Annotated in this window: 21 protein-coding genes and 1 pseudogene; 16 read left to right on the top strand and 6 right to left on the bottom strand. The window is 74.6% G+C overall.

The genetic code is table 11. The features are described 5' to 3' along the window. Window positions 1–34: 34 nt before the first annotated feature. On the bottom strand, window positions 35–814 hold the full coding sequence (locus IEX99_RS05100; RefSeq protein WP_188898907.1) for a carboxymuconolactone decarboxylase family protein: 780 nt from the start codon (window positions 812–814) through the stop codon (window positions 35–37). Window positions 815–1,064: 250 nt separating this feature from the next. Here IEX99_RS05100 and IEX99_RS05095 point away from each other — a divergent pair, with 250 nt between their 5' ends. Continuing rightward, the gene (locus IEX99_RS05095) at window positions 1,065–1,928 is read left to right on the top strand and encodes an alpha/beta hydrolase (protein WP_188898906.1); all 864 of its coding nucleotides are present in this window, start codon (window positions 1,065–1,067) and stop codon (window positions 1,926–1,928) included. Window positions 1,929–2,057: 129 nt separating this feature from the next. Here IEX99_RS05095 and IEX99_RS05090 read toward each other — a convergent pair whose 3' ends face one another. Continuing rightward, window positions 2,058–3,038 carry a LysR family transcriptional regulator gene (locus tag IEX99_RS05090; protein ID WP_188898905.1) on the bottom strand — a complete coding sequence of 327 codons (981 nt, stop codon included), beginning with the start codon at window positions 3,036–3,038 and terminating at the stop codon, window positions 2,058–2,060. 531 nt (window positions 3,039–3,569) lie between these two features. On the opposite strand from IEX99_RS05090, the gene IEX99_RS05085 reads away from it, so the two are divergent. The 7 genes and pseudogenes from IEX99_RS05085 (at window position 3,570) to IEX99_RS05060 (ending at window position 8,772) form a co-directional block, all read left to right on the top strand. Further along, window positions 3,570–4,865, top strand: coding sequence for an LLM class flavin-dependent oxidoreductase (locus IEX99_RS05085; protein WP_188898904.1), 1,296 nt, complete (start codon window positions 3,570–3,572; stop codon window positions 4,863–4,865). Between the two features lie 498 nt (window positions 4,866–5,363). Then, on the top strand, window positions 5,364–6,212 hold the full coding sequence (locus IEX99_RS05080; RefSeq protein WP_188898903.1) for a cytochrome c oxidase subunit II: 849 nt from the start codon (window positions 5,364–5,366) through the stop codon (window positions 6,210–6,212). 34 nt (window positions 6,213–6,246) lie between these two features. After that, entirely contained in the window at window positions 6,247–6,390 is a 144-nt protein-coding gene (locus IEX99_RS05075; RefSeq protein ID WP_188898902.1) for a hypothetical protein, read from the top strand. Continuing rightward, window positions 6,387–6,662 (top strand): annotated as a pseudogene (locus IEX99_RS22795) (cbb3-type cytochrome c oxidase subunit I); the annotation flags it as partial. The gene IEX99_RS05075 and the pseudogene IEX99_RS22795, both read left to right, overlap by 4 nt. Window positions 6,663–6,676: 14 nt before the next feature. Next, window positions 6,677–6,871, top strand: coding sequence for a cbb3-type cytochrome c oxidase subunit I (locus IEX99_RS22355; RefSeq protein ID WP_229677815.1), 195 nt, complete (start codon window positions 6,677–6,679; stop codon window positions 6,869–6,871). A 1,106-nt stretch (window positions 6,872–7,977) separates the two neighbouring features. Then, window positions 7,978–8,286, top strand: coding sequence for a hypothetical protein (locus IEX99_RS05065; protein WP_188898900.1), 309 nt, complete (start codon window positions 7,978–7,980; stop codon window positions 8,284–8,286). A 147-nt stretch (window positions 8,287–8,433) separates the two neighbouring features. Next, window positions 8,434–8,772 (top strand): c-type cytochrome, encoded by a 339-nt coding sequence (locus tag IEX99_RS05060; protein ID WP_373285150.1) that lies wholly within the window; start codon window positions 8,434–8,436, stop codon window positions 8,770–8,772. On the opposite strand, the gene IEX99_RS05055 is transcribed toward IEX99_RS05060, so the two are convergent. Next, window positions 8,769–9,521 carry an SDR family oxidoreductase gene (locus IEX99_RS05055; protein ID WP_188898899.1) on the bottom strand — a complete coding sequence of 251 codons (753 nt, stop codon included), beginning with the start codon at window positions 9,519–9,521 and terminating at the stop codon, window positions 8,769–8,771. The two genes, IEX99_RS05060 and IEX99_RS05055, sit on opposite strands and share 4 nt — an antisense overlap. 146 nt (window positions 9,522–9,667) lie before the next feature. Here IEX99_RS05055 and IEX99_RS05050 point away from each other — a divergent pair, with 146 nt between their 5' ends. After that, on the top strand, window positions 9,668–10,765 hold the full coding sequence (locus tag IEX99_RS05050; protein ID WP_188898898.1) for an LLM class flavin-dependent oxidoreductase: 1,098 nt from the start codon (window positions 9,668–9,670) through the stop codon (window positions 10,763–10,765). Window positions 10,766–10,785: 20 nt separating this feature from the next. Here the strand turns inward: IEX99_RS05050 and IEX99_RS05045 are convergent, their stop codons facing one another. Both IEX99_RS05045 and IEX99_RS05040 read right to left on the bottom strand, forming a co-directional pair. Next, on the bottom strand, window positions 10,786–11,610 hold the full coding sequence (locus IEX99_RS05045) for an SDR family NAD(P)-dependent oxidoreductase (RefSeq protein WP_188898897.1): 825 nt from the start codon (window positions 11,608–11,610) through the stop codon (window positions 10,786–10,788). 101 nt (window positions 11,611–11,711) lie between these two features. Next, complete coding sequence (locus IEX99_RS05040) at window positions 11,712–12,998, bottom strand: NAD(P)/FAD-dependent oxidoreductase (protein WP_188898896.1); 1,287 nt, start codon at window positions 12,996–12,998, stop codon at window positions 11,712–11,714. 140 nt (window positions 12,999–13,138) lie between these two features. On the opposite strand from IEX99_RS05040, the gene IEX99_RS05035 reads away from it, so the two are divergent. From IEX99_RS05035 to IEX99_RS05015, 5 genes are read left to right on the top strand one after another with little or no spacing between them, the layout of a single operon-like run. Continuing rightward, entirely contained in the window at window positions 13,139–14,023 is an 885-nt protein-coding gene (locus tag IEX99_RS05035; RefSeq protein WP_188898895.1) for a TauD/TfdA dioxygenase family protein, read from the top strand. Further along, window positions 14,020–14,940: a fumarylacetoacetate hydrolase family protein gene (locus tag IEX99_RS05030; RefSeq protein ID WP_229677813.1), complete on the top strand. Its 921-nt coding sequence runs from the start codon at window positions 14,020–14,022 to the stop codon at window positions 14,938–14,940. Before IEX99_RS05035 ends, IEX99_RS05030 begins: the two co-directional genes overlap by 4 nt. 53 nt (window positions 14,941–14,993) lie before the next feature. Next, window positions 14,994–15,977 (top strand): Bug family tripartite tricarboxylate transporter substrate binding protein, encoded by a 984-nt coding sequence (locus tag IEX99_RS05025; RefSeq protein WP_188898894.1) that lies wholly within the window; start codon window positions 14,994–14,996, stop codon window positions 15,975–15,977. Window positions 15,978–16,019: 42 nt separating this feature from the next. Continuing rightward, window positions 16,020–16,907: an isocitrate lyase/PEP mutase family protein gene (locus tag IEX99_RS05020; RefSeq protein ID WP_188898893.1), complete on the top strand. Its 888-nt coding sequence runs from the start codon at window positions 16,020–16,022 to the stop codon at window positions 16,905–16,907. A 5-nt stretch (window positions 16,908–16,912) separates the two neighbouring features. Next, window positions 16,913–17,629, top strand: a complete 717-nt coding sequence (locus IEX99_RS05015; protein WP_188898980.1) for a haloacid dehalogenase type II — start codon at window positions 16,913–16,915, stop codon at window positions 17,627–17,629. Between the two features lie 43 nt (window positions 17,630–17,672). On the opposite strand, the gene IEX99_RS05010 is transcribed toward IEX99_RS05015, so the two are convergent. Continuing rightward, the gene (locus IEX99_RS05010; protein ID WP_188898892.1) at window positions 17,673–18,674 is read right to left on the bottom strand and encodes a Bug family tripartite tricarboxylate transporter substrate binding protein; all 1,002 of its coding nucleotides are present in this window, start codon (window positions 18,672–18,674) and stop codon (window positions 17,673–17,675) included. Window positions 18,675–18,786: 112 nt separating this feature from the next. Between IEX99_RS05010 and IEX99_RS05005 the strand changes: the two genes are divergently transcribed. Next, on the top strand, window positions 18,787–19,506 hold the full coding sequence (locus IEX99_RS05005) for a DUF1028 domain-containing protein (protein WP_188898891.1): 720 nt from the start codon (window positions 18,787–18,789) through the stop codon (window positions 19,504–19,506). A gap of 22 nt (window positions 19,507–19,528) precedes the next feature. Then, window positions 19,529–20,332 (top strand): sulfotransferase domain-containing protein, encoded by an 804-nt coding sequence (locus IEX99_RS05000; protein WP_188898890.1) that lies wholly within the window; start codon window positions 19,529–19,531, stop codon window positions 20,330–20,332. The last annotated feature ends 20 nt before the right edge of the window (window positions 20,333–20,352 follow it).

Genomic DNA, 20,352 nt, shown 5'->3' with positions numbered 1-20,352 from the left:
CCTCGGTCGCGGCCCGCGCGGTGCGCGGGCCCGTTCAGCTCGCGCCCGCGGCGCCCGTCGCGCGCAGCTCCTCGACGAGGATCGGCACGCCGTGGGTGCAGCTGTGGATGCCCAGCACGCTCACCAGCTCGAACACCTCCATGATCTCCTCGCGGGTCGCGCCGTGGCGCAGCGCGTTGCGGACGTGGATCCGGGTGCCGGGCTCGTAGAGGTGCGTCGTCGCGGCGTCGATCGCGATGTAGATGAACTCCTTCACCTTCGGCTCGAGGCGGCCGTTCCGCCAGGGCACCGAGGAGAAGCGGAGATAGGCCTCGAAGAAGTCCGGCGAGAGGGCGAGGACGTTCTCCCACAGCTCGCTCCAGTAGCCGCGGGCCTCGACGAACTCCGCCTTGAGCCTCTCCTCGCGCGGCCCGAAGGCGAGGCGCGGCAGCTCCGCCTCGCGCCCCGCCGCGCGCATCTCCTCGACGAGGATCGGCACGCCGTGGGTGCAGCTGTGGATGCCGAGGACGGAGATGAGCTGGAACACCTCCATGATCTCCTCGCGGGTCGCGCCGTGGCGCAGCGCGTTGCGGACGTGGATCCGGGTTCCGGGCTCGTAGAGGTGCGTCGTCGCGGCGTCGATCGCGATGTAGATGAACTCCTTCACCTTCGGCTCGAGCCTGCCCTGCCGCCACGGTACCGACGAGAATTCCAGGTACGCCGCGAAGAACTCCGGATCGAGGGCGAGGATGTCGTTCCAGATGTCGCTCCAGTAGCCGCGCGCCCTGGTGAACTCCTCCTTGAGTTGCCGCTGGCGCGGGGTCAGGTCGGTCATGGCTCTGCGCGTCCTCCGTGGTCTGCGCGGGGCGTGGGGGCGCGGGCGGCGCGCCCGAGGCCCCCGCCTGTCGTCCCTGGCGTCCGCGACGCAGAACCTGGGGCGGAGCATGCGCGATGCGCCCCGGCTTGGAAATCTTGGCCGGCGATCAGCTGCTTTGCGATGAACGGAAAGATGGCGCGCTTATCCGGCGTCCGGCATCCGACTACCCTCGCGCCCGCGGCCCGGGACGAAGAAAGGAAAGGCGGGGATGCGAAGGGACGACCTGACGATCCCGGTGGACGGCGCCGAGCTCGCCGCCTGGCGCTACGTGCCAGCGGGGACCGACCCGCACCCCCTCGTCGTCATGAGCCACGGCTTCGGCGCGGTGCGCGAGATGGCGCTGCCCCGGTTCGCGGAGATCTTCGCCGCCGCCGGCCTCGGCGTCCTGCTCTACGACCACCGCTGCTTCGGCGCGAGCACCGGCGCGCCGCGCCAGGAGGCGGATCCCTGGCGCCAGGTCGGCGACATGCGCGACGTCATCTCCTGCGCGCGCCAGCTCGAAGGCGTGGACCCCGCGCGCATCGGCCTGTGGGGTACGAGCTATTCGGGCGGGCATGTGCTGGTCGTGGCCGCCGCCGACCGACGCGTCGCCTGCGTCGTCTCCCAGGTGCCGGTGGTGAGCGGCCTGAAGACGGTCCAGCGCACGACGCCGGCCGACCAGCTCGCCGCCCTGCGGCGCGAGTACTACGCCGACCGCGAGGCCCGCATGCGGGGGGAGCGGCCGCGGACCGCGCCGATCTCGCGCCCCGGCAGCGAGAGCTACGCCTGGAGCAGTGCCGCCGCGACCGGCACGAGCTATCGCAACGAGGTGACGCTGAAGAGCTGGGACATGTTCAGCGAGTACGAGCCCTGGCCCTTCGTCGAGCGGATCGCCCCGACGCCGCTGCTGATGATCCTCGCGCGGGAGGACGTGCGCACGCCGGTGGACGACCAGCTCGCCGCCTACGCCACCGCCCGCGAGCCCAAGCGCCTGGTGCTGCTGGAGGGCGGCCATTACGAGCCCTACGGCCCCCGCCTCGAGGAGGCGGCGGGCCATGCGCGGGACTGGTTCGTCGCGCACCTGCGGCGCTGAAGAGGCGTTGGCGCGCTCGCGGCCGCCTCCCCGGCTGCGCGCCCGGAGCCCGGCACGCCGGGGCGCGGATTGCCGTCCCGGGGGCGGCCGGCGCCGGACGATCCGGTCACCGTCGCGGCCACCCGGGCGCTAGGCGGCGCGCTGGGGCGACCCCGGCCCGCCGCGCCCGCCCCGCGCCGCCGGCGGTCGTGCCGCGCCCGCATCGCGCAGCGCGCGCGCGAGGAAGTCCACGAAGACGCGGATCTTCGCGGGGACGTGCTGGGTCTTCTGGTAGACGGCGTAAAGGCAGTGGTCGAAGGTGGTCGGCGTGACCTCCCACTGCGCCAGGACCCGGCGCAGGCGTCCCGCGGCCAGGTCCCCCGCGACGCACCAAACCGGCAGCAGCGCCACCCCGATGCCCGCGAGCGCCGCCTCGCGCAGTACCTCGACGTTGTTCACCTGCAGGGTTCCGGCGACGCGCAGCTCCTGCGTTCCCCCCGGACCCCGGAAGAGCCAGGCCGCGCGGCCGTCCTCGTGGCGGCCGTCGAGCGGCCAGGTCAGGCAGTTGTGGTGCAGCAGGTCGCCCGGTTCGCGGATCGGACCGTGGCGCTCGAGATAGGCCGGGCTGGCGAACAGGATGCGCTCGGCGGCGTCGGAGAGCTTGCGCAGGGCGAGGAGCGGCTCGACCGGCTGGCCGAGGCGGATCGCCACGTCGATCCCGTTCTCGATCAGGTCGCGCGGCTCCTCGGTGAGCCAGAGCTTGACGGTCAGCTCCGGGTGGCGGACCAGGAACTCGGGCAGCACCGGCACCAGGAAATGCGTGCCGATGGCGACGCGCGTGTGCACGTGGAGCAGGCCGCGCGGCCGCGCCTGGTGCTCCGAGAGCTGCCCCGCCAGCGCGTCGATCTCGGCGAGGATGCGCGTGGCCCGCTCCAGATAGAGATGGCCGGCCTCCGTCAGCGCGAGCCGGCGGCTGGTGCGGTGAATCAGGCGAACGCCGAGGCGGCTTTCGAGCGCGTTGACGTGACGGGATACCGAGGCGGGCGAGAGGCCGAAGGCGCGGCCTGCCGCCGAGAAGCTCTCGGAGTGCGCGACCCTCACGAACAGCCGCATGTCGCGGAGCGTCTCCATCCCTCCCTCGTCTTTGCGGCGCGTGCAACGATGCTATCCCCTCCGCGGGCCAGGGCAAGCGGCGCGGCCGGCCGGGAGAGCCGCCTGGGGCGGACCGCGGAGCGGCCACGACGACCTTCCGCCCGACGCGGGACCCCGGCGAGGGCGCGGCATGGTGCGCCCGGGCGGCCGCGCGCGCCGGGCGTGCGGCGGTTCCGCGCCGCGGCCACGCCGGGGCGCGGCGACGGCGGATGCACCGGTCGGGCCGCCACCGCCGGCGCTCGGCATGCGCATCGGTCCCCGCCCGAACCGGTCGCGGGCAGGGGGATCGCGGTGACGGTCGCAGGGACGGGCCGGCGCCGTCTCCTGCCCGGCCTGCGGCTACCCTGCCCCCGCCGGTCGGCGATCGCGCGATCAGCTTTGCGGCGCGCGGAAAGATGGTCCTCGCTCCGCGCGCGTTGCGCCGGCGTGCCGCGGCTCTCAACCTCTGGCGCGGGCGGGCCGCCGGCGGCGGCCGGCCGCACCGTCCGGGGACGACGAGGGGAAACGGCGATGAAATTCGGCCTGTTCTACGAGCACCAGCTGCCGCGGCCCTGGACGGAGGACTCGGAGCGGCGCCTCTACCAGGAGGCTCTGGACCAGGTGGAGCTCGCCGACCGCCTCGGCATCGACTACGTGTGGGAGGTCGAGCACCACTTCCTCGAGGAGTACTCGCATTCCTCGGCACCCGAGGTGTTCCTCGCTGCCTGCTCGCAGCGCACGCAGCGCATCCGCCTCGGCCATGGCGTGATGCTGATGGCGCCCTCCTACAACCACCCGGCCCGCGCGGCGGAGCGCATCGCCACGCTCGACCTCGTCTCCGGCGGCCGTGTGGAGTGGGGCACCGGCGAAAGCGCCACCGCGATGGAGATGGGCGGGTTCCTGGTGAACCCGGACGAGAAGACCGCCATGTGGCGCGAGGCCACGGAGCAGGCGGCGAACATGCTGGCGATGACCCCATATCCGGGCTTCAAGGGCAAATACTTCGAGATGCCCTGCCGCAACATCGTGCCCAAGCCCCTGCAGCGGCCCCACCCGCCCATGTGGGTCGCGTGCTCGCGGCGGGAGACGATCCACCGCGCCGCCCGCCACGGCCTCGGCGCGCTCGCCTTCGCCTTCGTCGAGCCCGAGCAGGCGGGCAAGTGGGTGCAGGAGTACTACGACATCCTCCGCTCCGAGGAATGCGTGCCGATCGCCCATGCGGTGAACCCGAACATCGCCCTCGTCTGCGGCCTGTCGCTGCATGAGGACGAACGGGAGGCGATCCGCCGCGGCCTCGATGGCTTCCGCTTCTTCGGCTATTCGCTCGGCTACTACGGCCTGTTCGGCCAGCACGCGCCCGGCCGGACCAGCGTGTGGGACAGGTTCCTGGAGGTGAAGGACTCCCTGCCGGACAACGCCGGCCGCGGCGGCATCGGCACGCCGGACCAGGTGCGCGAGCACCTGCTGCGCTACGAGAAGGTCGGCGTGGACCAGATCATCTTCGTCCAGCAGAGCGGCACCAACCGACACGAGCACATCTGCGAATCGCTCGAGCTCTTCGCGCGGACGCTGCTGCCGGAGTTCAAGACGCGCGACGCCGAGCGCGAGGCGCGCAAGCGGCGCGAGCTCGCGCCGTTCATCGAGGCGGCGCTCGCCCGCAAGCCGCGCATGCCGGAGGCGGCCGAGGCCGAGATCCCCATCGTCGAGGCGTACGGCCGCAAGGGTGCGAATGTCGGCGTCGCCCAGGCCTCGACCTTCAACGATCGCGGTGGCGCGATCTCCGTGCCGCGCTTCGACCCGCATGCGCGGAGGTCCGGCACGGTCTAGATTCCGTCGCGCGACGGACGGACGGCGCGCGGGCCCGTCCTGCCGGCCGCCGGCAGGCGGCCGGCGGCCTTCCCCCGGCCGGTCCAGCCGCTCCGGCATCGGGATCGAGAAGCGGCGCGAGATGCCGGGCAGGCGGCTGCACTCGGCGGCCGGGAGCCGGTCCGCGCGATCGGCGCAATGCGCCCGAACGGATCGCCGCGCTTGGCGGTGGCGCCGGCGACCATGATGCGCCGAAGCGCTCGTCCCTGGCATGTCCAGCGGGTCGAGCCCGCCTCCGCCCGGCGGGGCGAGGCGGGCGAAGCCGAGCGCGATGGAGACGCCGCGGCGCGCTCGCCGCCGCGTGTTGCCGGGACCTGGCGCCGCTCTTTCGCGCATCAGGCGCCGGATGCCGTCGGGTTCCCGGAACCGCCGCGGGCACGGCGTGTTTGCCCACCCACCGCCCCGCCCGCTGCCCTGCCGGCGGCAGCCGGCCCGACCGTCGGGGAGGGAGAAGGCCACTTGCCCGTCCCGCCCACACCGATCCGTCGCGATCCTCGCGTCCCGCGACGCGGCCTCCTTCCGCTCGCGGCGCTGCCGCCGGCCCTCGGCGGCTGCGCCGGCGCGCAGTCCTGGCTCAGCCCGCTCGGCCCGAACGCGCGGGAGACGCTCGCCCTGTTCGGGCTGACGCTCTGGGTCTCCGCCGTGGTCTGCCTGCTGGTGGGCGCCGCGCTGGTCCATGCCTGGCTGCTGCCCCGCCGGCGCGGCGGCACGACCTACGGACGGCTGCTCGTCGGCGGCGGCGGCGTCGCGCTGCCGGCGCTCGCGCTCCCCCTGATGCTGGTGGCCAGCCTGCGGATCCCCTGGCCCTTCGCGGAGGAGCGCGAGGGCGCCTTCACCGTCGAGATCGTCGCCTGGCAGTTCTGGTGGGAGGTCCGCTACCCGAATCCGGAACCGGGCGGCCCGCCGGTCGTCTCGGCCAACGAGGTCCGCATGCCGGTCGGGGTGCCGGTGCGCTTCCGACTGGCCACGCGCGACGTGATCCACAGCTTCTGGATCCCGAAGCTCGGCGGCAAGGTGGACATGATCCCGGGCCGGGTGAACCACGTCCTGCTGCAGGCCGACGCGCCGGGCGAGTTCCGCGGCGCCTGCTTCGAGTTCTGCGGCCTGCAGCACGCCAACATGGCCTTCACCGTGCACGCCCTGCCGCCGGCGGCGTGGCAGGCCTGGCTGCGGCGCGAGGCCGCGCCGGCGGCCGAGCCCACGACCGAGGAGGCGCGGCGCAGACGCACCCTGTTCGTCGCCTCCCGCTGCGGCTCCTGCCATACCGTGCGCGGACATGGCCCAAGGGGGACGTTGCGCCCGACCTGACGCACCTCGCCTCGCGCACGACGATCGGGCGGGGATGCTGCCGAACACGCGCGCCTCGCTCGCCGGCTGGATCGCCGCGACGCAGCAGATCGAGCCCGGCGCGAACATGCCGAGCTTCAACCAGCTCTCCGGCCCCGAGCTGCGCGCCCTCGCCGCCTACCTCGAGGGCCTGCGGTGAACGCGCCCGACGCGCCGCCCCCGCTCCGCCCGCCGGGGGAGGAGGAGGCGCTCACGCGCGCCTGGTCCTCGCCGCCCGGATGGCGCTCGCTCTCGGCCGTGAACTACCGGCCGCTCGGCCGGCGCTTCGTCCTCACCGCGCTCGTCTTCTTCCTGGTCGCGGGCCTCCTCGCGCTGCTGATGCGCGCGCGGCTCGCCGTGCCGCACAACACCGTGCTCGGACCGGAGACCTACAACCAGGTCTTCACCATGCACGGCACGGTGATATTCTTCCTGTTCGCCGTCCGGTGCTGCAGGGGACGGCGACGCTGCTGCTGCCGCTCATGCTCGGCGCGCTGCACCACTGGTGGCCGTTGGCAACGGGGCGCATGCCGAGCGAGCGCACGGGCAGGCTCGCCTTCTGGCTCCTCTTCGTCGGCTTCAACCTGAACTTCCTCCCGCTACACCACACCGGCCTCGCGGGCATGCCGCGGCGCTTTTAGTCTACACCTATCCTACCGGCCTCGGCTGGGAATGGACGACCTGGCAGCGACCGCCGGAGCCGCGGCCTTCGCGCTCGGTGCTCTGGTGTTCCTCGGCGGCCTGCTCCACGCCGCCTTGCGCGGGCCGCGCGCGCCCGACGATCCCTGGCGCGCGGGAACCCCGGAGTGGATCGCGGCGCCCCCGGCGGTGTTCAATTTCCGTGCCATCCCGGTGATCGAGGCGCGCTACCCGCTCTGGGACCAGGGGGACCTCGCGCGCGCGGTGCGCCGCGGCGCCGGCCCGCTTCCCGACCCGCTCGACGGGCGGCGGCTCAGCCTGGCCACCACGGAGGTCGGGGCGCGGCCGGAGATGGCGCAAAGCGTGCCGGGACCGACATGGATCCCGCTCGTCACGGCGCTCTGCGTCGCCGCGCTCTTCATCGGCGTGCTGGCGCAGACCTACGCGGTGGCGGTCGCCGGCGCCGTGGCGGTGCTCGTCGCCGTCCTCGCATGGATGCGGCCGACGGAGCGCGACGCCGACCTTCCCGCGGCGGTGGCGGCCGCGCCGGGCCTCGCCCTGCCGCTCGCCCGCGAGCATCACCGCGCGCCGGGCCAGACGGCGCTCTGGGCGGCGCTCGTGGCGGACGCGTCGCTCGCCTTCTTCTTTCTGTGGGGCTACGCCGCCGAGTGGCTGCCCGCCGTGGCGCGCGCGGACATGCCCTGGGCGGCGATCGCGGCCCTCGCGCCGCTTGTCCTCGGCACGCTCGCAATGTGGTGGGCGGAGCGCGCCATCCGGCGGCCGGCGCTTCCGGCTGGCGTCCTGGCTCGCGGTCGCGCTGGCGGCGGGAGGGGCATTCCTCGCGCTGCAGGCCCGGGCCGGCGCGGGACTCGAGCCGCCGGAGCGGCATGCGCGCGACGCCCTGTCGCATTTCATGGCGCTCTACCAAGGGGTCCACATCGCGCTCGCGATGGCGATGGCGGCGCTCGCGCTGGCGCGCGCGGCGCGGGGAGTTCACGCCGGATCGGCACCTCACGGTGCGCATCGCGACGCGGTTCTGGACCTACTCGGCGGCGCTCTGGGGCGTGGGCTTCCCGCTCGTCCACCTCGCGCCCTTCCTGTTCGCACGATGAGCGCGGGCCTCGCCCTGCCCGCGCCGCCGCTGCTGTGGGCGGCGCATTTCCTGGCGGTGTACGTCTTCGTCTCGCTCGCCTGCCTCTGGGGCTGGCATCGGGCCGCCGTGCTCGGCCTGCCGCTCGCGGCGGCGGTGGTCGCCGCGGCGACCTTCGTCTTCGCGGCCGCGGTGCTGCTCTGCGACCGCGCGGCGGCACGGCGCAGAGACTTCTACGGGCGCACCGGCGCCGGCCTCGCGCTGCTCTTCGCGGCCGCGACGCTGATGGTCGGGCTGCCCGCCCTGCTCGCGCCGGCCTGCCTGTGAGGGGGCTGTCCGCGATGCGCGCCTGGCTCGCCCCGCTCGCGCTCCTGCTCCCGCTCGGCGCGGCGACCTGCGGCGAGGACGCGGACGAGCCGCCGCCGCATCTGCGCGTCGCCGGCGGAGACCCGGCGCGGGCGCGCGACGATCGAAGTGCTCGGCTGCGGCGCCTGTCACCGCATCCCGGGCGTGCGCAACGCCCGCGCCATGGTGGGCCCGCCGCTCGATGCCTTCGCGCAGCGCGGCTACGTCGCGGGGGTGCTGCCCAACCGACCGGCGAACCTGCTCGCCTGGCTGCGGAACCCGCCGGCGATCAACCCGATGACGGCGATGCCGGACCTTGGGCTGACGGAGGCCGAGGCGCGAGACATCGCCGCCTACCTCTACACGCTCGGCGCGCGCGGCGCGGCGGTCTATCCGCCCGGTCGGCAGCCGGTGCGGGCCATCGCCGGCGGCCCGGCCGGGTACCCGCCGCCTGCTGACGGACCCTAACGCCCGCCGCTCACCGGCAGGATCGCGCCGGTGATGTAGCGCGCGGCGTCGGAAAGCAGCCAGAGCACGGCCTCCGCCACCTCCTCCGCCGTGCCGGGACGGCCGAGCGGCACCCCGGGAGCGAGGCGCGCGACGCGGTCGGGCAGGCCGGCGCGGGCGTGCAGCTCGGTCTCGATCAGGCCCGGGCTGACGGCGTTGACGCGGATGCCCTCGGCGGCGACCTCGCGGGAGAGGCCGATGGTGATGGTGTCGGTGGCGCCCTTGCTCGCCGCGTAGTGGATCCACTCGCCGGCGCCGCCGAGGGCGGAGGCGCGGGAGGAGACGTTGACGATCGCGCCGCCGCGCCCGCCGCGCTTCGTGGACATCCGCCGCACCGCCTCGCGCGTGCAGGCGACGAGGCCGAGGACGTTGAGGCGGAACACCGCCTCCCAGGTGGCGAGCGGCGTGTCGAGGAGGGTGCCGACCGTGCCCGCGGTGCCGGCGTTGTTCACCAGCGCGTCGAGCCGGCCGAAGCGGGCGTCGAGCGCGGCGAAGACGCGGGCGACCTCGGCCTCCTCCGCCATGTCGGCGCGTTCGAGCAGCACCGTGGCGCCGGCGGCGCGGCAGGCCTCGGCCGTCGCCTCGGCGGGCGCGGTCTCGCTTCGGTAGGTCAGGCAGAGGTCGTGGCCGCGTGCGGCGGCGAGGCGCGCGATCGCCGCGCCGATGCCGCGGCCCGCGCCGGTGACGAACAGCACTCGCCTCTCCGCCATCGCTCCGATCCCCTCCTGACGTTGCGGCGCAGCCTAGCACGGGCCACGGGGCGCGGAAGCCGCGCCGGGCCGCCCGCGCCGCTTGCGCCGCGCCTTGCGCGCGCGCGAGAATGCCCCCGGGCCTGGCGCACTGGGAGGAACGGATCATGCAGTTCGGCTATTTCGCGATGCCGTCGCATCCGCCGGAGCGCGGCCTGAAGGCGGGGCATGACTGGGACCTGCAGGTGCTGCGCTGGCTGGACGGCCTCGGCTACGCGGAGGCCTGGATCGGCGAGCACCACACCGCGCCGTGGGAGCCGCATCCGGCGCCCGACCTGCTGGTGGCGCAGGCGCTGAAGGAGACGCAGCGCATCCGCCTCGGGCCCGGCGGCTTCCTGCTGCCCTACCACCATCCGGCGGAGCTCGCGAACCGGGTGGCGATGCTCGACCACCTCTCCGAGGGGCGGCTCAATTTCGGCGTCGCCGCCTCCGGCCTGCCGAGCGACTGGGCGATGTTCCACGTGGACGGCATGTCGGGCGTGAACCGCGAGATGACGCGCGAGGCGCTCGACATCATCCTCCGGCTGTGGACGGAGGAGGCGCCCTTCACGCACGACGGGAAGTTCTGGAAGGTGAGCGCGCCGGAGACGATGTTCGGCTTCCTCAAGCCGCACATCCGGCCGCTGCAGAAGCCGCATCCGCCGATCGGCGTCGCCGGGCTGTCGAAGAACTCGGACACGCTGAAGCTCGCGGGCGAGCGCGGTTTCCTGCCGATGAGCCTCAACCTCAACCCGGCCTATGTCGGCAGCCACTGGGAGTCGGTCGAGGCCGGGGCGCGGCGCGCCGGGCGCACGCCCGACCGGCGCGACTGGCGCCTGGTGCGCGAGGTGTTCGTCGCCGAGACCGACGCCGAGGCCTGGCGGCTCTCGGTCGGCGGCATGATGGGGCGGATGATGCGGGAGTACTTCCTGCCGCTGCTCGCCAATTTCGGCTTCCTCGAATACCTCAAGCACAGCCCGGAGGTGCCGGACTCCGACGTCACGGTCGAGTACTGCGCGCGCCACAACTGGCTGGTGGGCTCGCCGGCGACGGTGGCGGAGAAGCTCGCGCGCATCCACGAGGAGGTGGGCGGCTTCGGCGCGCTGCTGGTGTTCGGCTTCGACTACTCGGAGAACCCGGAGGCGTGGCGCACCTCGCTCGGCCTGCTCGCCGAGGAGGTGCTGCCGAGGCTCTCGCACCTCCGCACGCCGGCGCCGGCCGGCTGAGGCGGCGCGCCCGCCGCCGCCTATCCGGGCGGCGGCGGGGCGGGGCGCACGCCGCCATACATCGCCCAGCCGGCGCTGACGCCCCAGCCGCAGTCCACCGTGAGGTCGATGCCGGTGATGGCGGAGGCGCGGTCGGAGCAGAGGAAGGCGATGGTCTCGGCGACTTCCGCCGGCTCGACGAGGCGGCCGAGCGCGGTGCCCTCGGCGGGGTCGGCGCCGTAGCGGCCGGGCTCGCTCCGCAGGCGCGCGCGCACGCGCGGCACCAGGGTGATGCCCGGCGAGACGGCGTTGACGCGCACGCCGGCCCGTCCCCACTCGCCGGCGAAGGAGCGCGTCATGCCGACGATCGCCGACTTCGAGGGGCCGTAGATCGAGAGCGGCGTGGCGAGCGAGGCGGTGGTCGAGGCGAGGTTGACGATGCTGCCGCCGGCGCGGCGGCGCGCCATGCCGACGCCGAAGGCGCGGTTGGCGTACCAGGTGCCCTTCACGTTGATCGCGAGGATGCGGTCGAGCTCGGCCGGGTCCTGCTCCTCGGCGGGGACGTTGCGCTGGAAGGCGCCGGAGGAGACGACGAGCGCCGCCGCCGGGCCGAGCGCCGCCTCGACCTGGCCGGGCAGCGCCTCGACGGCGGCGCGGTCGGCGACGTCGAGGCGGAAGAACGGGGCGGCGAGGTCGGCGGCGACCGCCTTGCCGGCGGCCTCGTCGAGGTCGGCGAGGGCGACGCGCCAGCCGCGCGCGGCGAGCAGCCGGCCGGTCGCCTCGCCGATCCCGTTGGCGCCGCCGATCACCACGGCGACGCGGCCGCGGCCCTCGGTCGCATCGGTCCGGTCCGCATCCGCCGTCATGCTCCTGTCCTCCCGCGGCGCGGGGCGACGGGCGATGCGCCCCGCGCCGCGACGCTACCGGGGCGGCGCGCGGACGGGAAGTCGCGCCGGGGCGGCGGCGCTCAGCCGAACCGCTCGACGGCGAAGGGCGCGAGGTCCAGGTTCGGCCGCTCGCCCAGGATCGCCGCGCCGAGCACGGCGCCGGTCGGCGCCGAGCCGGTGAGGCCGAGATGGCCGTGGCCGAAGGCGCACCAGAGGCCGGGCCAGCGCCGCACCGGGCCGAGCACCGGCAGGCTGTCCGGCAGGCAGGGGCGGTGGCCCATCCAGAAGCCGCGGGCGCCGCGCGTGTCGGCGTGGGGGAAGACCTTCTTCAGGTCGCCGATCAGCAGTTCGGCGCGGCGGGGCGTCGGCGGGCGGTCGAGGCCGCCGAACTCCACCGTCCCGGCGACGCGCAGGCCGCCCTCCATCGGCGTGAGGAAGGCCTTGCGGTCGGCCGGGACGACGGGGCGGGAGAGGCGCACGCCGGCGTCCGGCACCATCACGTGGTAGCCGCGCTGCGTCTCGAGCGGCACCCTGAGGCCGAGCGGGCGCAGGAGGCGCGCGGACCAGGCGCCGGCGGCGAGGACCACGGCGTCGGCCTCGAGGCGGCCGCCGTCGGTCTCGGCGCCGACCACGCGGCCCTCGGCGGTGGCGATGGCGCGCACCTGGCGGCGGAGGATGCGGCCGCCCATGCGGCGGACGCCGGCGGCGACGGCTTGCGCCTGGCGCAGCGGGTTGATCGAGTTGCCCTGCTCGGGGAGGAACAGGCCGAGCGTGTAGGCGGGCGAGACCTCGGGCTCCAGCGCGCGGATCGCGTCGTGGCCGCGCAGGACCTCGATGCGCAGGCCGTGGCGCCGGCGCAGCGTCCAGGCGGCGGCGTCCTTCGCGTAGTGGGCGTCGTCGCGGTAGAGGTAGAGCTGGCCGTCGTCGCGCAGCAGGTCGAGGGCGCCCTCCGCGGCGAGGATCTCCCGGTGGCGCTCCATGGCGCCGAACAGCAGGCCGGCGAGCGCCTGGGCGATCGCCTCGACGCGGGCGGGACGGGCGGCGGCGACGAAGCGCAGCAGCCAGGGGGCGGCGCGCGGCCAATAGCCCGGCGGGACGTGCAGCGCGCCGGCGGGGTCGGTGAGCATCTGCGGCACCTGCCGGAGCACGCCCGGCATGGCGAGCGGCGCGACCGAGCCGGCGCTGATCGCGCCGGCATTGCCGGAGGAGGCGCCGCTGCCGGGCTCCTCGCCGTCCAGCACCGTGACCGCGGCGCCGCGGCGCGCGAGGTGCCAGGCGACGCAGAGGCCGACGATGCCGGCGCCGATCACCAGCACGCGCGGCCGGTTCTCGCGGGGCCGGTCCCCCGGCGGCGGCGCAATGTCCATGGATGCGCGATCCCCCTCTGGCATGCCGTCCCGAGGGAGCCGAGGATGGCGCGCCGCGGGCGCGGGCGGAAGCCCGCGGCCGGAGGCGGCGTTGACGCCGGCGCGCGCTTGGCCGAAGTTCCGCGCACGGAGGGCATGCCATGCGGATCACGCCGAACAACGCCGGGCTCGGCGCGCGCGTGGAGGGGATCGACCTGAGACGACCGCTGGACGACGCGGCGTTCCGGACGCTGCTGCGCGCGCTCGGCGCGCACGGCGTGCTGTGCTTCCCGGGCCAGGACCTGGAGCCCGCGCAGCTCGCGGCCTTCGGCCGGCGGTTCGGGGAGCTGGAGGTGAACGTCGCCGCCGGCGGGTTCCACGCTCCGGGGCATCCGGAGGTGATGATCCTCTCCAACATCCGGGACGAGAGCGGGAAGCCGATCGGGCTCGGCGACGCCGGCCAGGGCTGGCACACCGACATGAGCTACTCGAGGGAGATCGCGCTCGCCAACGTGCTGCACGCCAAGCGCGTGCCGGTCCGCGACGGGCGGCCGCTCGGCGACACGCAGTTCCGCAACATGCACGCGGCCTACGAGGACCTGCCGGCGGAGGTGAAGGCGCGGCTGGAGGGCAAGGTCGCGATCCACGACTTCGCGAAGTTCTGGGACATGGCGCGGCAGCGACCCGGCTCGATCCGCGGGCCGCTGACGCCGGAGCAACGGGCGAAGAAGCCGCCTGTGCCGCAGCCGATCTTCCGCCTGCACCCGATCACCGGGCGGCGGGTGCTGTACTGCAACGTCGGCTACGCGGTGCGCATCGAGGGGCTCGACCCGGCGGAGAGCGAGGCGATGCTCGAATTCCTGTTCCGCCACCAGGCGCAGGAGAAGTACCTCTACTCCCACCGCTGGACGGAGGGCGACGTGCTGATGTGGGACAACATCGGCACGATCCACAACGCGGTGGCGGATTACGGGCCGGACGAGCCGCGGCTGATCCACCGCGTGCAGGTGATGGCGAGCCTCGACTACGGGGCGCTCGCGGCATGAGGCTGGTGAGGTTCCGCCGCCCGGGAGGCGGCGAGGCGCCGGTGCTCGGCGGCGTGGTCGGCGGGGATTCGGTGGCGGCGCTGCGCCCGGCGCTGGCCGCGGCGATGCGGGCGGCGGGCGAGCCGGACCGCGCGGCGGCGGCGATCCCCGAGGACATGGTGGCGCTGATCGGCGACGAGGCGGCGATGGTGGCGGCGGCGCGGGCGCTCGCCTTCGCGGCGCGGCCGGAGAGCGCGGGGCTGCGCGTGCCGCTCGGCGCCGTGGAGCTGCTGGCGCCGCTGCGGCCGGGGAAGATCCTCGGCGTGGGGCGGAACTACGCGGAGCACGCGAAGGAGGTGGGCGGGCCGGCGCAGGCGGCGCCGCGCATCTTCCTCAAGCCGTCCTCGGCGGTCGCCGGTCCGGGCTGCACGGTGCGCATCCCGAAGGCGGTGACGAAGCCGGACTACGAGGCGGAGCTCGGCGTCGTCATCGGCCGCGCGGCGCGCGACGTGCCGGAGGGCGTGGCGCTGGAGCACGTCGCCGGCTACGTGGCGCTGAACGACGTGAGCGCGCGCGAATTCCAGTTCGACGTCAGCCCGCCGCAGACCTCCTTCGCCAAGGGGATGGACGGGTTCTGCCCGATCGGGCCGTGGCTCGCGACGGCGGACGAGGTGGGCGAGCCCTGGCGCCTCGCGGTGCGCTGCTGGCTGAACGGCGAGCTGGTGCAGGAGGGGAACACGGCGGAGATGATCTTCCCGGTGCCCCGGCTGATCGCCTATCTCAGCCGCTACGTGACGCTCGAGCCCGGCGACCTGATCGCGACCGGGACGCCGGCGGGCTCGGGCGCGTTCCGCGATCCGCCGCGCTGGCTGCGGCCGGGCGACAGGCTGCGCATCGAGGTGGAGCGGGTCGGCGTGCTGGAGCACGCGATCGGGTGAATAGAGAAGCGGGCCGCGTGCGCGGCCCCGCGGGCTGACGGGGAGGAAGACCGATGAAGACGTGGATCGCGGCGCTCGGCGCGCTGCTGCTCTCGGCCGGAGTGGCGGCGGCGCAGCCGCGCGCGCCGGGGAGCGACTATCCGAACCGGCCGGTGCGCATCGTCGTGGCCTTCGCCGCGGGCGGCAACGCCGACATGAACGCGCGGCTGATCGGGCAGGCGCTGTCGGCGCAGACGGGCCAGCAGTTCGTGGTCGAGAACCGGCCCTCCGGCGGCGGCATCGTCGCGCTCGAGACCGTGGCGAGGGCAACGCCCGACGGCTACACGCTGCTGGTCGGCGCGCTCGGGACGCACGGGCTGACCCCGGGGCTGTACCGCAACCTGTCGGTGCATCCGCTGAGGAACCTCGACCACATCACGATCAACAGCCTCTCGCCACTGGTGCTGGCGGTCCATCCCAGCGTGCCGGCGCGGAACTTCGCCGAGTTCCGCGCGCTGCTCGCGGCCAATCCGGGGCGCTACGACTTCGGCTCGGCGGGCAACGGCTCGACCGGGCACATCGCGGCGGTGATGATGCTGCACCTGATGGGCGTGCAGGCGAACCACATCCCCTATCGCGGCTCCGCGGCGGCGTTCTCCGATCTGGCGGCGGGACGGATCGCGTTCCAGCTCGACACGATCTCCTTCCTCGAGAGCCATGCCCGCGCCGGGACGGTGCGGGCCCTGTTCGTCTCGACGCCGGAGCGCTCGCCGATGCTGCCGGACCTGCCGACCTCGGCGGAGGCCGGGCTGCCGGAGTTCGTCGCCAGCACCTGGACGCCGTGGTCGGCGCCGCTCGGCACGCCGATGCCGATCCGGCAGTTCCTCTACGAGCAGATCCAGGTGGCGCTGCAGACGCCCGAGGTGCGCGACCGACTGCTGCAGCTCGGCAACGTGATCACGCTCGGCTACACGCCGGAGCGGACGCGGGAGTTCATCGCATCGGAGATCGAGCGCTGGACGCCGATCATCCGGATCTCGGGCGCGACGATAGACTGATCCGGGCCGGCGCGCAGCCGCCCCGCCTCACGGAGACACGCCATGGCCGATCCCGCCCTGCGCCGCGCCCTCGCCGAGCGGCGCTTCATCGTCGCGCCCGGCGTGTTCGACATGATCTCCGCCAGGGTGGCGGACGGCATGGGGTTCGCGTGCCTCTACGGCACCGGCTTCGGCGTCGTCGCCTCGCACCTCGGCCTGCCCGATGCCGGGCTCGCGACCTACACCGACATGGTGGGCCGCATGGGCCGCATCGCGCAGGGCTGCCGCACGCCGCTGATCGCGGATGCGGACACGGGCTATGGCGGCCTGCTCAACGTGCGCGAGACGGTGCGCGGCTACGAGGTGGCGGGCATCTCCGGCATCCAGATCGAGGACCAGGAGGTGCCGAAGAAGTGCGGGCACACGCCGGGCCGGCGTGTGATCCCGGCGGAGGAGATGGCGCTGAAGATCCGGGTCGCCGTCGAGGCGCGGCGGAGCCCGGACTTCCTGATCGTCGCGCGCACCGACGCGCGCACCTCGCTCGGCCTCGAGGAGGCGATCCGGCGCGGGCGCCTGTACGGCGAGGCCGGCGCCGACATCGTCTTCGTCGAGAGCCCGGAGAGCGAGGCGGAGATGATCGAGATCGGCCGGCAGCTCGGCCCGCGCTGGCCGCTGCTCGCCAACTGCGTCGAGGGCGGGCGGACGCCGATCCTGCCGGCCAGGCGCCTCCAGGAGATCGGCTACGCGATCGCGATCTATCCGGCGCTCGGCTTCCTCGCCGCCGCGGCGGCGCTGGAGCGGGCCTATGCGCATCTGAAGGCGCGGGGCGATTCGAACGGGCTGCCGGCCGAGGCCTCCTACGGCTTCGGGCGGATCTGCGAGCTGATGGGCTTCCCGGAGGTGTGGGAGTTCGAGCGGCGCTGGGCCCAGGACCGGCCGGCAGAGGGGTGACCGCGATGGAGCAGGTGCGCGCGCTGGTGTTCGACGTGTTCGGCACCGTGGTGGACTGGCGCGAGGGGGTGGCGCGGGACGCCGCGCCCTTCCTGGAGCGGCACGGGCGGGCGGACATCGACCCCCGGGCCTTCGCCGACGCCTGGCGGCGGCGCTACCAGCCGGCGATGGAGGAATGCCGCAGCGGGCGGCGGCCCTTCACGCGCCTCGACATCCTGCACCGCGAGAACCTGGAGGCGGTGCTGCGCGACCACGGCCTCGACCCCGCGGCGATCGCCGAGGCGGAGCTGGACGAGCTGAATCGCGCCTGGCACCGCCTCGATCCCTGGCCGGACACCGTGGCGGGGCTGACGCGGCTGAAGGCGCGCTACATCATCGCGCCGCTCTCCAACGGCAACGTCGCGCTGCTGCTGAACATGGCCAAGCGCGCGGGGCTGCCCTGGGACGCGATCCTCGGCGCCGAGGTGGCGCAGGCCTACAAGCCGCGGCCGGAGGCCTATCTGCGCACCGCGGACATCCTCGGGCTGAGGCCGGAGCAGGTGGCGCTGGTCGCGGCGCACAACGGCGACCTCAAGGCGGCGCGCGGCTGCGGGCTGCGCACCTGCTTCGTCGCGCGCCCGCGCGAGCACGGGCCGGGTCAGACGACCGACCTCGCGCCGTCCGAGGCCTGGGACGTGGTGGCGACCGACTTCGTGGACCTAGCGGCGAAGCTGCGCTGCTGACGGGGCCGGCCGGGAGGAGGGGCGGCCCCTCCCCCACCCTGCCTCAGTCGGCGCGGATGCCGCCGGTGCGGATCACCGGCGTCCACTTCTCGATCTCGCGGCGGATGAAGGCGGCGAAGGCTTCCGGCGTGCCGCCGACCACCTCCGCGGCCTGCACGCGCTGCACCGTCTCGCGCACCGGGGGCGAGGTGATGATGGCGTTGAAGACGCGGTTGGCCGCGGCGACGATCTCCGCCGGGAGGCCCGCCGGGCCGACGACGCCGTGCCAGGTGGTGGCCTCGAAGCCCGGCAGGGTGGCGGCGACGGGCGGCGTGTCGGGCAGGGCGGCGACGGGATGCGGCGCGCCGACCGCGATCGGGCGCACCCTGCCCTCGCGGATGAAGGGCATCGCGGTCGAGACGCTCGGCATGGAGAACTCGGTCTCGCCCTGGATCAGCGAGCGCATCACGTCGGCGCCGCTGCGGTAGTGCACGGCGGTGAAGCGCACGCCGGCCATGCGCGCCAGCATCTCCACGCCGAGATGGCTCGGGTGCCCGATGCCGGGGGAGGCGTAGGGGATGCCGTCGCGGCTCTGCTTCGCGCGCTCGATCAGGCCCGGCAGGTCGCGAACCGGGATGCCCGCGCGCACGATGACGACGATCGGCAGGTTGACCAGGTGCACGATCGGGGTGAAGGCGCTCGCCGGGTCGTAGCCCAGATTGGGCTGCAGCTCCTTGCCGATGGCGTTGGCGCCGAGGTCGGCCATCATCAGCGTGTATCCGTCCGGCCGCGACTGGGCGACGAAGGCGCCGGCGATGGTGCCGCCCGCGCCGCCGCGGTTCTCCACCACCAGCGTCTGGCCGTTGGCGTGCGGCGGGAAGGCGTTGGCGACGGTGCGCGAGAGGGTGTCCACCGCGCCGCCGGGGCCGAAGGGGACGATCAGGCGCACCGTGCGGTCGGGCCAGGCGGCCTGGGCGCGCGCCCGGCCCGGCAGGGCGAGCGCTGCGGCACCCGCGGCGGCGGCCGAGCCGGCAAGCAGGTGGCGGCGCGAGGGATGCGTCGGCATGGCGTTCTCTCCCGCAGGCGTGTCGGCCGCTCATGACACCGGCCGGCGGGATGCGCAACGGCCCGCGCCGTGCGAGGGTGTGGTCCCGGAACGGGGACGGAGGGGAGCTCCCATGACCTGGTCCATCGTCGCGCATGATCCGGCAACCGGCGCCTTCGCCGTCGCGGTCACCACCTGCAATCTCGCGGTCGGGGCGAGCTGCCCCTTCGTCCGCGCCGGCGTGGGCGCGGTCTCCACCCAGTCCTTCACCAACCGCTATCTCGGGCCGGCGATCCTCGACGGGCTGGCGCGCGGCCTGCCGCCGGCGGCGGCGATCGAGGGCGCGCTCGCGGGCGACGCGGGCCGCGGCATCCGGCAGGTGCATTGCGTGGACCGCCACGGACGCAGTGCGGCCTTCACCGGGGAGAACTGCGTCGCGTGGTGCGGCGAGCGGACCGGGCAGGGCTTCAGCGTCGCGGGCAACATGCTGGCGGGCCCGGCGGTGGTGGAGGAGACCTTCGCCGCCTTCGCCGTGCGGCGCGACCTGGCACTGCCTGAGCGGCTGCTGGCGGCGCTCGACGCCGGGCAGGCCGCCGGCGGGGACCGGCGCGGGAAGCAGTCGGCGGCGATGGTGATCACGACGACCGAGGACTTCCCCGATCTCGACCTGCGGGTGGACGACCATCCGGAGCCGCTGGCGGAACTGCGGCGGCTGCTCGGGCTGTGGCGGCAGATGCGCGAGCCGGGGCTGTCGCGCGCGCCACGCAAGGCGGATCCGTCGGGCGAGACGGACCTCGACAGGATCGAGGCGGAGTGGATCGCGCGCGGGCTGGACTTGCGCTTCCGCAGGTGAGGCGGATGCCGCAGCTCGCGCGATGACCGCCGGGACGATTCCCCTGCCCGCGCTTCCGCCGCCCGGCTCGGAGGCGCCGAGCGTGCTCGCCTTCGGCATGATGAAGGGCGGCTCGACGCTGCTCTTCGACCTGCTCGCGGCGCTCGCCCCGGCCGCCGGGCTCGCCTGGTTCTCGCTCAACGACCACCTGTTCCGGATCGGCGTGCGGGAGGCGGAAGCGCCGCAGGAGGCGGCACGCCTCTTCCTGCCCCGCGGCTACTGCTATGGCGGTTTCCGCGACTGGCCGCCGCACCCGATCCCGATCCTCGGCACCGCGCGCGCCGTCTGGCTCCTGCGCGATCCCCGGGACATGCTGGTCTCGCTCTACCATTCGACGGTGCGGAGCCACCGCATCCCGGACGCGGGCGCGGACGGGCGCGAGCATTACATGGCCGAACTGCGCCGGCGCGCGCAGGCGATGACGCTCGCCGAGTTCTGCAGGAGCCGCGTCGGCGTGTACCAGCGGATGTTCGAGCGCTTCCTCGCCTCGGGGCTCACGGAGCGGCCGAACCTGCGGGTCTATCGCTACGAGGACGTGATATTCCGCAAGCGCGAGTGGGTGGACGACCTCTGCGACTGGTACGGCTGGCGCATCCCGGCGCGGGTCCGGCGCGCGGCCGCCGAACGCTTCGACCTGCTGCCGGACACGCCGGACCCGGACGCGCATGTGCGCCGGGTGTGGCCCGGCAGCCACCGGCTGGAACTGGCCGCGGAGGATGTCGCCTTCCTCGACGGCGCGCTCGCGGGGCCGCTCCGGCGCTTCGGCTACCTGCCGCCGGAGGGGTGAGCACGGTCTCGCTTGCGCCG

Origin of the sequence: Caldovatus sediminis (assembly GCF_014644455.1) — a bacterium.
Lineage (GTDB): Bacteria > Pseudomonadota > Alphaproteobacteria > Acetobacterales > Acetobacteraceae > Caldovatus > Caldovatus sediminis.
This window is presented reverse-complemented; position numbering and strand designations above follow the sequence as displayed.